The organism is Pseudomonadota bacterium, assembly GCA_037200975.1.
Classification (GTDB): domain Bacteria; phylum Pseudomonadota; class Gammaproteobacteria; order Steroidobacterales; family Steroidobacteraceae; genus CADEED01.
In genome coordinates this window covers 3,251,187-3,266,516 of the sequence record JBBCGI010000001.1, presented here as the reverse complement: position 1 = coordinate 3,266,516, position 15,330 = coordinate 3,251,187, and the positions used below count along the sequence as shown (strand labels likewise).

11 protein-coding genes and 4 tRNA genes are annotated in these 15,330 nt (G+C 62.1%); all 15 read right to left on the bottom strand.

Going from position 1 to position 15,330, the window contains the following annotated elements; translation table 11 throughout:
- Window positions 1-7 precede the first annotated feature (7 nt).
- Window positions 8-382 (bottom strand): 30S ribosomal protein S12, encoded by a 375-nt coding sequence (rpsL, locus tag WDO72_14650; GenBank protein MEJ0086914.1) that lies wholly within the window; start codon window positions 380-382, stop codon window positions 8-10.
- Window positions 383-673: 291 nt separating this feature from the next.
- Complete coding sequence (rpoC, locus tag WDO72_14645) at window positions 674-4,882, bottom strand: DNA-directed RNA polymerase subunit beta' (GenBank protein MEJ0086913.1); 4,209 nt, start codon at window positions 4,880-4,882, stop codon at window positions 674-676.
- 92 nt (window positions 4,883-4,974) lie between these two features.
- A complete protein-coding gene (gene rpoB / locus WDO72_14640; GenBank protein MEJ0086912.1) occupies window positions 4,975-9,048 on the bottom strand; it encodes a DNA-directed RNA polymerase subunit beta in 4,074 nt (1,357 codons plus the stop codon).
- 132 nt (window positions 9,049-9,180) lie between these two features.
- Complete coding sequence (gene rplL / locus WDO72_14635) at window positions 9,181-9,561, bottom strand: 50S ribosomal protein L7/L12 (GenBank protein MEJ0086911.1); 381 nt, start codon at window positions 9,559-9,561, stop codon at window positions 9,181-9,183.
- Between the two features lie 41 nt (window positions 9,562-9,602).
- Window positions 9,603-10,133: a 50S ribosomal protein L10 gene (rplJ, locus tag WDO72_14630; protein MEJ0086910.1), complete on the bottom strand. Its 531-nt coding sequence runs from the start codon at window positions 10,131-10,133 to the stop codon at window positions 9,603-9,605.
- A gap of 273 nt (window positions 10,134-10,406) precedes the next feature.
- A complete protein-coding gene (gene rplA, locus WDO72_14625; protein ID MEJ0086909.1) occupies window positions 10,407-11,099 on the bottom strand; it encodes a 50S ribosomal protein L1 in 693 nt (230 codons plus the stop codon).
- A 3-nt stretch (window positions 11,100-11,102) separates the two neighbouring features.
- Window positions 11,103-11,531 carry a 50S ribosomal protein L11 gene (rplK, locus tag WDO72_14620; GenBank protein ID MEJ0086908.1) on the bottom strand — a complete coding sequence of 143 codons (429 nt, stop codon included), beginning with the start codon at window positions 11,529-11,531 and terminating at the stop codon, window positions 11,103-11,105.
- Window positions 11,532-11,637: 106 nt separating this feature from the next.
- Window positions 11,638-12,171, bottom strand: a complete 534-nt coding sequence (gene nusG / locus WDO72_14615) for a transcription termination/antitermination protein NusG (GenBank protein MEJ0086907.1) — start codon at window positions 12,169-12,171, stop codon at window positions 11,638-11,640.
- A gap of 8 nt (window positions 12,172-12,179) precedes the next feature.
- Window positions 12,180-12,569: a preprotein translocase subunit SecE gene (gene secE / locus WDO72_14610; GenBank protein ID MEJ0086906.1), complete on the bottom strand. Its 390-nt coding sequence runs from the start codon at window positions 12,567-12,569 to the stop codon at window positions 12,180-12,182.
- 10 nt (window positions 12,570-12,579) lie between these two features.
- Window positions 12,580-12,655 (bottom strand) — tRNA-Trp (locus WDO72_14605).
- Between the two features lie 4 nt (window positions 12,656-12,659).
- Entirely contained in the window at window positions 12,660-13,850 is a 1,191-nt protein-coding gene (tuf, locus tag WDO72_14600) for an elongation factor Tu (protein MEJ0086905.1), read from the bottom strand.
- A gap of 60 nt (window positions 13,851-13,910) precedes the next feature.
- Window positions 13,911-13,986 (bottom strand) — tRNA-Thr (locus WDO72_14595).
- A gap of 6 nt (window positions 13,987-13,992) precedes the next feature.
- Window positions 13,993-14,066 (bottom strand) — tRNA-Gly (locus WDO72_14590).
- An 83-nt stretch (window positions 14,067-14,149) separates the two neighbouring features.
- Window positions 14,150-14,235 (bottom strand) — tRNA-Tyr (locus tag WDO72_14585).
- Between the two features lie 289 nt (window positions 14,236-14,524).
- Window positions 14,525-15,259 carry a pseudouridine synthase gene (locus WDO72_14580; protein ID MEJ0086904.1) on the bottom strand — a complete coding sequence of 245 codons (735 nt, stop codon included), beginning with the start codon at window positions 15,257-15,259 and terminating at the stop codon, window positions 14,525-14,527.
- Between the last annotated feature and the right edge of the window lie 71 nt (window positions 15,260-15,330).

Sequence of the window (15,330 nt, the reverse complement as noted above, 5' to 3'; positions counted from 1 at the left end):
AGTCCTCTTACTTCTTCGCGCGCTTGGCGCCGTACTTGCTGCGGCCCTGCTTGCGATTGCCCACTCCGGCGCAATCGAGCGTGCCACGCACGGTGTGATAACGAACGCCCGGGAGGTCTTTGACGCGACCGCCGCGGATGAGCACCACCGAGTGCTCCTGGAGGTTGTGGCCTTCGCCGCCGATGTACGAAGAGACTTCGTAACCGTTGACGAGGCGAACACGCGCCACTTTGCGCATGGCCGAGTTCGGCTTCTTCGGTGTCGTCGCGTACACGCGCGTGCAGACGCCGCGCTTCTGCGGTGAGGCGCCGAGCGCGGGGACTTTCGTCTTCTCTTTGTTGACGCGACGCGGGTTCGCGATCAACTGGCTCGTTGTGGCCATGCTTACTCCAAGTTCTTGATTCGACACTGCGGGATTTGAATCCCGGCGGACGAGAAAACACCGGGCCAGTCTCTTTTGGAGAATGGCCCGGTGGATTTAGTCCGCTATTTACGCCCCGCCCGGTTTGGGGGTGGAGCGACAAAGGCCGGCGATTCTAGGTTCGTGACCGGGGGGTGTCAACGCATTGTTGCGCCGCACCAACGAATACAGGCCCCTCTTCTTATATGCCCCACGTCTGGATGAGAAAAGGCCGGCGTTTCCGCCGGCCTCTTCCAATCGACTCACTGAAGATCAGCCTTCGACGGCCGCGCCCTCACCAACCGCGCCGCCGTCATCGATGTCGGCGACGCCGCCGCCCACATCCATGAAGCTGCCACGATCGTTGGCGTCCGCCTTGATGCGGCGATGCTCATGGGCAGCAAAGCCGGTACCGGCCGGGATCAGGCGACCCACGATGACGTTCTCCTTCAGACCGCGCAGATCGTCCTTGAGGCCACGCACCGCCGCTTCCGTGAGGACGCGGGTGGTTTCCTGGAACGACGCCGCCGAGATGAACGACTCGGTGGCCAGCGACGCCTTGGTGATGCCGAGCAGCACGGGCTGCAGGGTCGCCGCGGTCTTGCTGTCCTTGGTCAGCCGCTCGTTGATCATGTTGGCGCGGCCGCGATCGAGCTGCTCGCCCTTCAGGAAGGTCGAATCGCCGATCTCGAGCACCTCGGTCTTGCGCAGCATCTGGCGGATGATCACTTCGATGTGTTTGTCGTTGATCTTCACGCCCTGCAGACGATAGACGTCCTGGATCTCGCGCACGAGGTAGTTGGCCAGCGACTCGACGCCTTGCAGGCGCAGGATGTCGTGCGGGTTCAACTCGCCGTCGGCGATCACTTCGCCGCGCGTCACGCCTTCGCCTTCGAAGACGTTCAGCTGGCGCCACTTCGGGATCAGCTCTTCGTACTTCTCCGCATCCTCACCGGTGATGACCAGACGGCGCTTGCCCTTGGTCTCCTTGCCGAAGCTCACGGTGCCGCTCTTCTCGGCGAGGATCGCCGGGTCCTTCGGTTTGCGGGCTTCGAACAAGTCGGCGACGCGCGGCAGACCGCCGGTGATGTCGCGGGTCTTCGACGATTCCTGCGGAATGCGTGCGATGACATCGCCCACGGACAGCTTGGCGCCGTCCTCGAGCGCGATCAACGCGCCCGCGGGCAGGTTGTACACGGCCGGGATCTCGGTGTTCGCGAAGGTCGCTTCCTTGCCCTTGGCGTTCAGGAGCTTCACCGTCGGGCGAAGATCCTTGCCACCGCGCTGCTTGGAATCGAGCACCACGGTCGAGGAAAGACCCGTGACTTCGTCCACCTGCGTCGTGACGGTCATGCCGTCGACGAAGTCGGTGAACTTGATGAAGCCCGCCACCTCGGTGATGACCGGATGGGTGTGCGGATCCCAGGTCGAGACGGTCTGGCCGCCGACGACCTTGTCGCCTTCCTTCGAGTTGATCTGCGCGCCGTACGGAATCTTGTAACGCTCGCGCTCGCGGCCGTATTCGTCGACCACGCCGATCTCGCCCGAACGCGACACCGCGACCAGGTGACCCTTCTCGTGCTGCACGGTCTTCACGTTGTGGAACCGCAGCGTGCCCTTGTTGCGCACTTCGAGCGACGAAGCGGCGGCCGCTCGTGATGCCGCGCCACCGATGTGGAACGTGCGCATCGTGAGCTGCGTGCCCGGCTCGCCGATCGACTGCGCGGCCATGACGCCGACCGCTTCGCCGATGTTGATCTGGCGGCCACGCGCGAGGTCGCGTCCGTAGCAGGTGGCGCACACGCCGTAACGCGTCTTACAGGTGATGGGCGAGCGCACTTGCACCACGTCCACGCCTTCCTGCTCGATGAGACGCACCATCTTTTCGTCGATGAGCGTGCCCACCGGCAGCAGCACGGTGTCCGTGCCCGGCTTGAGGATGTCTTCGATGACGGTGCGGCCCAGGACGCGTTCGCCCAGGGCTTCGACCACGTCACCGCCTTCAACCAGCGGCATCATGGTGAGACCGACGGTCGCGCCGCAATCCGGCTCGGTGACCACGAGATCCTGCGCGACGTCGACCAGACGGCGCGTGAGGTAACCCGAGTTCGCCGTCTTCAATGCCGTGTCGGCCAGACCCTTGCGGGCGCCGTGCGTCGAGATGAAGTACTGCTGGGCGTTGAGACCTTCGCGGAAGTTGGCCGTGATCGGTGTCTCGATGATCGAGCCGTCGGGCTTGGCCATGAGACCGCGCATGCCGGCGAGCTGGCGGATCTGCGCCGCGCTGCCGCGGGCGCCGGAGTCGGCCATCATGAAGATCGAGTTGAACGACTTCTGCTTCTGCATCTTGCCGTAGGAGTCCATCGCGTCTTCGACGCCGAGCTTCTCCATCATGGCCTTGGCGACCTGATCGTTCGCGCGCGACCAGATGTCGACCACCTTGTTGTAACGCTCGCCATTCGTGACGAGACCCGAGGAATACTGCTCCTGGATTTCCTTCACGTCGGCGTCGGCGGCCGCGACGATCTTGGTCTTCTGCTCCGGGATGATGATGTCATCGATACCGAACGAGACCGCCGAACGCGTGGCGTACTGGAAGCCGGTGTACATGAGCTGGTCGGCGAAAATGACCGTGTCCTTGAGTCCCAGCGCCCGGTAACAGGCGTTGATCGTCGCGGAGATGATCTTCTTCGTCATGTCCTGGTTGACGAGATCGAAGGACAGTCCCTTCGGCAGGATCTCGGACAGCAGCGAACGACCCACGGTGGTGTTCACCACGCGGATTTTCTCGGTGTAGACGCCTTCGAGGCTCTTCGACCATTCCTTCACGCGCACTTTGACCTTGGCCTGCAGTTCGATCTGCCGGCCTTCATAGGCGCGATGCACTTCCTGCGTATCCGAGAACATCATGCCTTCGCCCTTGGCGCCGACTTTCTCGCGGGTCATGAAGTACAGACCGAGCACCACGTCCTGCGACGGAACGATGATCGGGTCGCCGTTGGCGGGCGACAGGATGTTATTGGTGGACATCATGAGCGCGCGCGCTTCGAGCTGCGCTTCGAGCGACAGCGGCACGTGCACGGCCATCTGGTCACCGTCGAAGTCGGCGTTGAACGCCGTGCAGACCAACGGGTGCAGCTGGATCGCCTTGCCTTCGATCAGCACGGGCTCGAACGCCTGGATGCCGAGACGATGCAATGTCGGTGCGCGGTTGAGCAGCACCGGATGTTCGCGGATGACTTCTTCGAGGATGTCCCAGACTTCCGGACCTTCACGCTCGACCAGGCGCTTCGCGGCCTTGATGGTCGAGGCGTCGCCACGGATCTGCAGCTTCTGGAAGATGAAGGGCTTGAAGAGCTCGAGCGCCATCTTCTTCGGCAGACCGCACTGGTGCAGTCGCAACGTCGGACCGACCACAATGACCGAACGGCCGGAGTAGTCGACGCGCTTGCCCAGCAAGTTCTGGCGGAAGCGACCCTGCTTGCCCTTGATCATGTCGGCGAGCGACTTGAGCGGGCGCTTGTTGGTGCCGGTGATCGCGCGGCCGCGGCGGCCGTTGTCGAGCAACGCGTCCACTGCCTCTTGCAGCATGCGCTTTTCGTTACGCACGATGATGTCCGGAGCGTTGAGCTCCAGCAGGCGGCGCAGGCGGTTGTTGCGGTTGATGACGCGGCGATACAGATCGTTCAGATCCGAGGTCGCGAAGCGGCCGCCATCGAGCGGCACCAGCGGACGCAGGTCCGGCGGCAGCACGGGCAGAACCGTCATGACCATCCACTCGGGCTTGTTGCCCGAATCGATGAACGCTTCGACCAGCTTGAGGCGCTTCGACAGACGCTTGAGCTTCGTCTCGGACGAAGTCTGCGTCATCTCTTCGCGCACTTTCAGCAGCTCGGCGGCGAGGTCGATGCTCTTCAGCAGCTCCCACACGGCCTCGGCGCCCATGCGCGCGTCGAACTCGTCGCCATGTTCTTCGATGGCCTCGAGATACATTTCATCCGTGAGCAGCTGGCCGCGCGTGAGCGGGGTCATGCCCGGATCGATGACGACGAAGGCTTCGAAATAGAGCACGCGCTCGATCTCGCGCAGCGTCATGTCGAGCATCAAACCGATGCGCGACGGCAGCGACTTCAGGAACCAGATGTGCGCGGTCGGGCTCGCCAGCTCGATGTGGCCCATGCGCTCGCGGCGCACCTTGGCCTGCGTGACTTCCACGCCGCACTTCTCGCAGACCACGCCGCGATGTTTGAGGCGCTTGTACTTGCCGCAAAGACATTCGTAATCCTTCACGGGTCCGAAGATCTTGGCGCAGAACAGGCCGTCACGTTCCGGCTTGAACGTGCGGTAGTTGATGGTCTCGGGCTTCTTTACTTCACCGTACGACCAGGCCCGGATCATGTCCGGCGAGGCCAGACCGATCTTGATGGAATCGAAGTGTTCGACCGGGGCGTGCTGTTTGAAGAGCTTGAGAAGGTCTTTCATCTGTTCTCCTGCCGGCGCGCAGCGCCGTTACTCGGACGGCGGTGCATCACCGACGTTGAATTCCGGGCGCGAGCCCGTGGGAATTCTTTCATTTAGTCCTGCTCCAGTTCCATGTTGATTCCGAGCGAACGTATCTCTTTGACGAGCACGTTGAAGGATTCGGGCATTCCCGCGTCCATCTGGTGATTGCCGTCGACGATGTTCTTGTACATCTTCGTGCGGCCGTTCACGTCGTCCGACTTGACCGTCAGCATTTCCTGCAGCGTGTACGAGGCGCCGTAGGCCTCGAGTGCCCACACTTCCATCTCGCCGAAGCGCTGGCCGCCGAACTGCGCCTTGCCACCGAGCGGCTGCTGCGTGACGAGCGAGTACGGACCGGTCGAACGCGCGTGCATTTTGTCGTCGACCAGGTGGTTCAACTTCAGCATGTACATGTAGCCGACCGTGACCTGGCGTTCGAATTTCTCGCCGGTACGTCCGTCGAACAGATGCATCTGGCCGGACAGCGGCAGATCCGCGAGCGCCAGCAGCTGCTTGATCTCGACTTCGGAAGCGCCGTCGAACACCGGGGTGGCGATCGGCACACCCTTCGACAGGTTCTTCGCGAGCGAAGTGATTTCCGCGTCGCTGAAGGAATCGAGGTCTTCCTTCTGGCCACCGGTCTGGTTGTAGATCTGGTCGAGGAATTTACGGAGGTCGACCATCGCGGCCTGCGCCTCGAGCATCTTGCCGATCTTGAGACCGAGACCCTTTGCGGCCCAGCCGAGATGGGTTTCGAGCACCTGACCGATGTTCATGCGCGATGGCACGCCCAGCGGGTTCAACACGATATCGACCGGCGTACCGTCGGCCAGATATGGCATGTCTTCGACCGGCGTGATCGAGCTGATGACGCCCTTGTTGCCGTGACGGCCGGCCATCTTGTCGCCGGGCTGCACGCGCCGCTTCACGGCCAGATACACCTTGACCATCTTGAGCACGCCCGGGGCGAGATCGTCGCCGGCCGTGATCTTGGCTTTCTTCTCGTCGAGACGTTTCTCGAGCGCCTTGCGCTGCAGCTTCAGGCGCTCCGAGGCCTGCTCGAGCTGGCTGTTGGCATCTTCGTCTTCGAGGCGGATCTCGAACCACGACTCACGCGCGATCTCATCGAGGTACTGAACTTCGATCTTGCCCTTGAGGCGGTTGGGCCCGCCCGCGGCAATCTTGCCGACGAGCATGTCGCGCACGCGCGAGAACAAGTCGTCTTCGAGGATGCGCTGCTGATCGCCCAGATCCTTGCGGACCTTCTCGATCTCGGCCTTCTCGATGGACAGCGCGCGCGAGTCCTTGTCGACGCCGTCGCGCGTGAACACGCGCACGTCGATGACCGTGCCGTCCATGCCCGGGGGAACGCGCAGTGACGTGTCTTTCACGTCGCTGGCTTTCTCGCCGAAGATGGCGCGCAGCAGTTTTTCTTCCGGCGTCAGCTGGGTCTCGCCCTTCGGCGTGACCTTGCCCACGAGGATGTCGCCGGCGCGCACTTCGGCGCCGATGAACGCGATGCCCGCTTCGTCCAGTTTCGCCAGCGCCGCGTCACCCACGTTCGGGATGTCGGCGGTGATTTCTTCCGGGCCGAGCTTCGTGTCGCGCGCGACGCAGGTCAGCTCTTCGATGTGGATCGTCGTGAAACGATCTTCCTGCACCACGCGTTCGCTGATGAGGATGGAGTCTTCGAAGTTGTAGCCGTTCCACGGCATGAACGCGACCAGCAGGTTCTGGCCGAGCGCGAGCTCGCCGAGATCCGTGGACGGTCCGTCCGCCAGTACGTCGCCGCGTGCGATCGAATCGCCCGCGTGCACCAGCGGACGCTGGTTGATGCAGGTGTTCTGGTTCGAGCGCGTGTACTTGGTGAGGCCGTAGATGTCGACGCCGGCTTCGTTCGCGTTCGTCTCGTTGTCGTTCACGCGGATCACGATGCGCGACGCGTCGACCGAGTCGACGATGCCGCCGCGGGTCGCGACCACCGTCACGCCCGAGTCGATGGCCACCGGACGTTCCATGCCGGTGCCCACCAGCGGCGTATCGGCACGCAGCGTCGGCACTGCCTGGCGCTGCATGTTCGAGCCCATCAACGCGCGGTTCGCGTCGTCGTGCTCGAGGAAGGGAATCAGCGAAGCGGCAACCGACACGATCTGCTTCGGCGACACATCCATGAAGTTGATGCGATCGACCGGCATCAGCGTGAATTCATTCTCGAAACGGCAGGAGATGAGCGCGTCGGAAAGGTTGCCCTTCGCGTCGATGCCGGAATTGGCCTGCGCGATGGCGTACTTGCCCTCTTCGATCGCCGACAGGTATTCGATCTTGTCGGTGACGTGACCCGCTTCCACGCGGCGATACGGCGTCTCGAGGAAGCCGTACTGGTTGGTGCGCGCGTAGACCGACAACGAATTGATCAATCCGATGTTCGGACCTTCAGGCGTCTCGATCGGGCACACGCGGCCGTAGTGCGTCGGATGCACGTCGCGGACTTCGAAGCCGGCGCGTTCGCGCGTGAGGCCGCCCGGTCCAAGCGCCGAAACGCGGCGTTTGTGTGTCACTTCGGAGAGCGGATTGTTCTGGTCCATGAACTGCGACAGCTGCGAGCTGCCGAAGAATTCCTTCACCGCGGCCGCCACCGGCTTCGCGTTGATCATTTCCTGCGGCATGAGCGGTTCGCTTTCGGCGATCGTCAGGCGCTCTTTGACAGCGCGCTCGACACGCACGAGGCCGACGCGGAAGGCGTTCTCCGCCATCTCGCCGACCGAACGCACGCGGCGGTTGCCGAGGTGGTCGATGTCGTCCACGCCGCCTTCGCCGTTACGGATGCTGATGAGCACCTTGAGCACGTCCAGCACGTCTTCCTTGGAGAGCACGGAGGAACCCGTGATCTCGCTGCGGCCGACGCGGCGGTTGAACTTCATGCGGCCGACGGCCGACAGGTCGTAACGTTCCTGGTTGAAGAACAGGTTGTTGAACAGGTTTTCCGCGGCGTCCTTGGTCGGCGGTTCGCCGGGACGCATCATGCGGTAGATCTCGACCAGCGCTTCGAGTCGCGTCTTGGCCGGATCGATGCGAAGCGTGTCGGAGATGTACGGGCCCCGATCGAGATCGTTCGTGTACAGCGTCATCACTTCGGTGATGTTGGCTTCGATCAGCTTCTCCATGGAAGCCGCGGTCAGCACTTCGTTGGCCTTGGCGAGCACTTCACCGGTGCTCGTGTCGACCACGTCGTGCGAAAGAATCTTGCCGTAGATGTACTCGCGCGGGACGGTGAGTTTCTTCACACCCGCGTCTTCGAGCTGTCGCACGTGACGTGCGGTAATGCGGCGGCCTTCTTCCACGATGACCTGGTCACCGATGCGGATTTCGAACGTCGCGGTCTCACCACGCAGGCGCGCGGGCACCAGCTCGAGCGACACTTCATCGCGGCCGATGAAGAAATGGTTCTTGTCGAAGAAGGTATCGAGGATCTCGCCTTCGTTCATGCCGAGCGCGCGCAGGATGATCGAGACCGGGAGCTTGCGGCGGCGGTCGATGCGGGCGAACACGGCGTCCTTCGGGTCGAATTCGAAATCGAGCCACGAGCCGCGATACGGGATGATGCGGGCGGAGAACAGCAACTTGCCCGAGCTGTGGCTCTTGCCACGGTCGTGGTCGAAGAACACGCCGGGGGAGCGATGCAGCTGCGAGACGATGACGCGCTCGGTGCCGTTGATCACGAACGTGCCGTTGTCGGTCATGAGCGGCAGTTCGCCCAGGTAGACCTCCTGTTCACGCACGTCCTTGATGGGCTTCTTGGCGCCCGCGGCTTCCTTGTCGAGCACGATCAGACGAACCTTGACGCGCAGCGGCGCGGCATAGGTGAGGCCACGGAGCTGGCACTCTTTCACGTCGAAAACGGGGTCACCGAGGCGGTAGCTGACGTATTCCAGGATCGCGTTGCCCGAATAACTCGAGATCGGGAACACAGTCTTGAAAGCCGCATGCAGGCCGATGTCCTCGCGCTTCTCTTCGGCCTTGTCGGCCTGGAGGAAGGTGCGGTAGGAATCGAGCTGGATGGCGAGCAGGTAGGGCGTCTCTAAGATGCTGCCCTGCTTGCCAAAATTCTTGCGGATGCGCTTTTTCTCGGTGAAGGAATAAGCCATCGGTCGTGCTCCTGTGCCGCGACGCGCGCGCGGCCAATAATCAATTTCGGACGATCTTCATCATCAAATCGGCGGGGGGCGCCCTTTATGGGGACGCCCCCGCCTTTTTCTATCGACGCAGAACGAGATCCCTTACTTGATCTCGACCTTGGCGCCAGCTTCTTCGAGCTTCTTCTTCATGGTCTCGGAATCGGCCTTGTTCACGCCTTCCTTGACGAGACTCGGCACGCCCTCGACGAGGTCCTTCGCTTCCTTGAGGCCGAGGCCCGTCAGTTCGCGGATGACCTTGATGACGCCGACTTTCTTGTCGGCCGGATATTCCTTGAGGGTGACCGTGAACTCGGTCTGGGCCTCAACCGGGGCAGCGGCCGCGGCGGGGCCCGCAGCAGCAGCAGCAACCGGGGCGGCGGCAGTCACGCCGAACTTCTTCTCCATATCGGAGATCAGCTCGACCACCTGCATCACGCTCATGTTGGAAATCGCTTCGAGGATTTCGTCTTTTGAAACAGCCATTTCAGTACTCCAAAAAAATTTCAGCTAGCAAATACGACAAGTTATGCGGCGGCCTGCTTCGCATCGCGGACGGCCGCGATGGTTCGCACCAGCTTCTGATTCGGCGCGGCCAGCGTGCTGACGAACTTCTGGATGGGCGCCTTGAGCACGCCGAGAAGTTGCGACAGCGCTTGCGCGCGCGTGGGCAGACTCGCGACCTTGTCGAGTTCCTTCGCGGAGAACACTTCTCCACCGATGGAAACGAGCGTCGCGACCAGCTTTTCGTGGTCCTTCGAGAAGGCCTTGACCACGCGCGCAGCGGCGCCCGGATCATCCTTCGAGAAAGCCAGAATCAGCGGACCCTTCAATTTGGGTCCGACCGGTTCGAAAGCCGTGCCAGCGAACGCCTTGCGTGCCAGCGTGTTTTTTACGACACGCATAAACACGCCGGAGGCGCGCGCCTTGGCGCGAAGATCGGTCATCTGCGAAACCGTGAGGCCACGGTATTCGGCAGCGACCACCGAAAGCGCGGTTTTCGCGACTTCGGTTACTTCGGCTACCAGCACTTTCTTGTCTTCGAGGTTAAGTGCCATACCCAACCCTCCTGGACAAAAGTCACCAAATTCCGGCCACCCCGTGGGCAGATAACCGGTCCAATCGACAGCGACCTTCATCCAGTGCAGCTTCGGCCGCCTCTTGCGGGGCGGCCGGAAAAACACCGGTGAGCGGTACACCATCTGCGCAGGCCGTTTGCGATTAAGAAGCCGCGAGGTAGTTAGCCTCCGTCTCCGCCTGCGGTCTTAGATGGAACCCGCCCATCCTTCGTGGGCCAGGGCGGGTCCGCATCAAACCTTCAATTCAAATCGTCAGAGGCCGAGGGATCCCTGGTCGACCACCACACCCGGACCCATGGTCGAGGAGACGGTGATCTTCTTGAGGTAAATGCCCTTGGACGTCGCCGGTTTCGCCTTGTTGAGGTCGTTGATCAGCGCAATCAGGTTGTCCTTGAGTTGCGCGGCCTCGAACTTCGACTTGCCGATGATGCAGTGAATGATTCCAGCCTTGTCCACGCGGTACGTGACCTGGCCGGCCTTGGCGTTCTTCACGGCCGTGGCGACATCAGGCGTCACGGTGCCGACTTTCGGGTTCGGCATGAGCCCGCGGGGACCCAGGATCTGACCGAGCTGACCCACGACGCGCATCGCATCGGGGCTCGCGATCACGCGGTCGAAATTGATGACGCCGGCCTTCACCTGTGCAGCGAGGTCTTCCATGCCGACGATATCGGCACCGGCGGCCTTCGCGAGTTCGACGTTCTTGCCGGCGGTGAACACCGCGACGCGCAGCGTCTTGCCCGTGCCATGCGGCATCACGGTCGAGCCGCGCACCTGCTGGTCGGACTTGGCGGCGTCGATGCCGAGGTTCACGGCGCAATCGACGGTTTCATTGAACTTCGCCGTGGCGAATTCCTTGACCATCTTGAGCGCGTCGTCGATCGAGTACTGCTTGCCCGGCTGAATCTTGTTCTTCCAGGTCTTTTCGCGTTTTGTCTCAGCCATGACTTACTCCACCACGTCCACGCCCATCGAACGGGCACTGCCGGCGATGGTGCGCACCGCCGCGTCGAGATCGGCCGCCGTCAAATCCGGCGTCTTCGTCTTCGCGATCTCTTCGAGCTGTTTACGCGTGATCTTGCCCACCTTCGAGGTGTTGGGCGTGCCGCTGCCCTTTTCGATGCCGATCGCCTTGCGAATGAGCACCGACGCCGGCGGCGTCTTCATGATGAAAGTGAAGCTGCGATCCGAGTACACGGTGATGATCACCGGGATCGGCAGGTTTTTTTCCACCTTCTGCGTGGCAGCGTTGAACTGCTTGCAGAATTCCATGATGTTCACGCCCTGCTGACCGAGCGCGGGCCCGATCGGGGGCGCCGGGTTCGCAGCGCCTGCAGGTACCTGCAGCTTTACGTAGCCGTTTACCTTCTTTGCCATGTCCAATTCCTCCTGGGTGCAAACGTCGCCGTAGAACTAACTACTGCAACTCCCCATGCGCGTCCGTGCCGTTGCACCCGGGCTTCCTGCCCGGGCGTAAAAAACTCTAGGCCTTCTCGACCTGCGAGAACTCCAGCTCGACCGGGGTCGAGCGGCCGAGAATCTGCACGGCCACCTGCAGCCGGCTCTTCTCGTAGTTCACGTTCTCGACCACGCCGTTGAAGTCGTTGAACGGACCGTTGGTGACACGCACCACTTCGCCCGGCTCGAACAGCACTTTCGGACGCGGTTTATCCACGCCCTCTTCGACGCGACGCAGGATCTGATTGGCTTCTTTCTCGGTGATGGGCGCCGGTTTGTCGGGCGTGCCGCCGATGAAGCCGAGCACCTTGGGCACATCGCGCACCAGGTGCCAGGTCTGCTCGTCCATGTCCATCTGCACCAGGACATAGCCGGGATAAAACTTGCGCTCGCTCTTGCGGCGCTGGCCGTCGCGCATCTCGACCACCTCTTCGGTGGGCACGAGGATCTCGCCGAACTTGTGTTCGAGGCCGTCGCGCTTGATGCGCTCCGCGAGTGCTTCACGGACGCGATGCTCGAAGTTCGAATAGGCGTGAACCACGTACCAGCGTAATGCCATGTCTGTCCTCAACTTCCCTGACTGGTGAAGAATTTGGTCAAGTACGCCAATCCGAGATCGAGCAACCAGAAGAACGCGCTCGCGAAGATCACGAAAACCAGCACGACCATCGTGGTCGTGAGGGTTTCCTGCCGCGAGGGCCAGAACACCTTGCGCAACTCGACCCGCGACTCGAGGAAAAACTGCCAGAAGTTGCGACCGTATTGCGACAGGGCAAACACCACGACTCCAACCAGCAAGCCACCGAATAGCGCGACCCAGCTGATCCAGGCCTCCGGCCGGCTCTTGAAGAGGTAGAAAGCCACGATACCGCCCAGCCCGAGGCAGATGGCGGCGATCAATTTAGCGGTGTCGGTTGTTGCCGGCACCGCTGATGGTAGTTTTGCTTCGTCGTTCATATTCAACAGGTGGCAGGCCAGGAGGGAATCGAACCCCCAACCTGCGGTTTTGGAGACCGCCGCTCTGCCAATTGAGCTACTGGCCTGTGGTTATTTCAGGATCTTCGCGACGACGCCGGCGCCGACGGTGCGGCCACCTTCACGGATGGCGAAGCGCAGGCCTTCCTCCATCGCGATCGGGTTGATCAGCTCCACCGTCATTTTGATGTTGTCGCCCGGCATCACCATCTCGGTGTTGCCCGGCAGCTCGATCATTCCGGTCACATCCGTGGTGCGGAAGTAGAACTGCGGACGATAACCCTTGAAGAACGGCGTGTGACGGCCGCCCTCTTCCTTCGTCAGCACGTACACCTCGCACTCGAAGTGCGTGTGCGGGGTGATCGAACCGGGCTTCGCCAGCACCTGCCCGCGCTGCACTTCTTCGCGCTTGGTGCCACGCAGCAACACGCCCACGTTATCCCCCGCCTCGCCCTGATCGAGCAGCTTTCTGAACATCTCCACGCCCGTGCAGATCGTCTTCTGCGTCGGGGCAATGCCGATGATCTCGATTTCGTCGTTCACCTTGACGATGCCGCGCTCGATGCGGCCCGTGACCACCGTTCCACGACCCGAGATCGAGAACACGTCTTCGACCGGCATCAGGAAGGGCTTTTCCACTTCGCGCTTGGGGATCGGGATGTACTTGTCCATCTCCTCCACCAGCTTGATCACGGCCTTCACGCCGATGTCCGAGGCGTCGCCTTCGAGCGCCTTGAGCGCCGATCCAATGATGATCGGGGTCTTGTCGCCGGGGAATTTATAGACCGACAGCAACTCGCGCACTTCGAGCTCCACCAGCTCCAGAAGCTCCTTGTCGTCGACCATGTCCGCCTTGTTCATGAACACCACGATGTACGGCACACCGACCTGGCGGGCCAGCAGGATGTGCTCGCGCGTCTGGGGCATCGGGCCGTCGGCGGCCGACACCACGAGGATCGCGCCGTCCATCTGGGCGGCTCCCGTGATCATGTTCTTCACATAGTCGGCGTGCCCGGGGCAGTCCACGTGCGCGTAATGACGCTCCTTGGACTGGTACTCCACGTGCGCCGTCGAGATCGTGATCCCGCGCGCCTTCTCTTCCGGCGCCTTGTCGATCTGGTCATACGCCATGTACGAACCACCGTTCGTCTCGGCCATCACCTTCGTCAACGCCGCCGTCAGCGTCGTCTTGCCATGGTCCACGTGGCCAATCGTGCCTACGTTGACGTGGGGTTTGTTGCGTTCGAATTTCTCTTTTGACACGGCGATAACCTCTGAACCTGATGCCTGACTAACTACTACTACCGAGATACCCAGCCGAACTGGAGCTCACGAGCGGGATTGAACCGCTGACCTCGTCCTTACCAAGGACGTGCTCTACCAACTGAGCTACGTGAGCATTCACTGGAGCGGGTGGTGGGAATCGAACCCACGCCATCAGCTTGGAAGGCTGAGGTTCTACCATTGAACTACACCCGCCGATGACGCCGAGGCTTAACGCCCACAACCTTGCTCGCAATCCCCGACTAGCTACCTACCTGAAACGATTCCACCCAATCCAATGGTGGAGGGGGAAGGATTCGAACCTTCGAAGGCGTAAGCCGGCAGATTTACAGTCTGCTCCCGTTGGCCGCTTGGGTACCCCTCCCAGGAAAATCGAGCCGCGTATTCTCGTTTCGACCCCCCGGAGTGTCAACGGCATTGGCTCGTATTTTGCTGTGACTCGAAGGCTCAATACCCGGCCCCCGCACGCCGGCCGGCAGCCCGACACATCTATATAGATGTGCGCGGGACTGAAACAGGGCAACCGGGGCTTCGAATGCCCGATACGCCGGCCAATGGCTTCGTTCGGTCTTTTGAAGGCACTGTCCCCAAGCACCAGGACACAACAAGCCACTGCCGTTTTCATGCGGCGACAGGCTAAACCGGCGCGCGACTCAACCGCCCGGCGCGGGGGGCGATGCCAGCCGCCTCAGACCCTCGATGCTGGCCGCATTGAGGTGAATGAACGCGCCGCCGGGTAAATCGCGCGGTAATTCGATTGAACCGTATCGCAGACGGCTCAATCGGCTGACCACGAAGCCCTCGTGCTCGAACAGGCGCCGCACCTCGCGGTTACGTCCTTCGTGCAGGCCAACCCGGTACCAGGAGTGGCTGCCTTCAGTGGATTCCGGTTCGATCGAATCGAAGTTGGCACGCCCGTCTTCGAGCTCGACGCCGCGGCGCAGCCGGTCGAGGACGTCGGCACCCGGCGTGCCGCGCAGGCGCACGAGGTATTCGCGCCGCACTTCGCTCGAGGGGTGCATGAGTCGGTGCGCCAGTTCGCCGTCGTTGGTGAACAGCAGCAGCCCGGAGGTATTCACATCGAGGCGGCCCACGACGATCCAGCGCCCGCTGCGCGGCTGCGGCAGCCGTTCGAAAACGGTGGGGCGGTTTTCCGGATCGCTGCGCGTCGTCACCTCGCCGACGGGCTTGTGATACAGCAGCACTTCGACGCTTTCGGCGCTGCCACCGAGATCGAGCGGTTTGCCGTCGAGGCAGATGCGATCGCTGTCGGTTGCGCGATCGCCGAGCGCGGCGACCCGATCGTTGACGGTCACGCGCCCGGCACGGATCCATTCTTCGATGCCGCGGCGAGATCCGTGCCCCGCCCCCGCCAGCAACTTTTGCAATCGTTCACTCATATTCGTGGGGCAGCATAACCAACCGTTATATGGGTATGCCAAGCCCAGTCTCGTCTCCT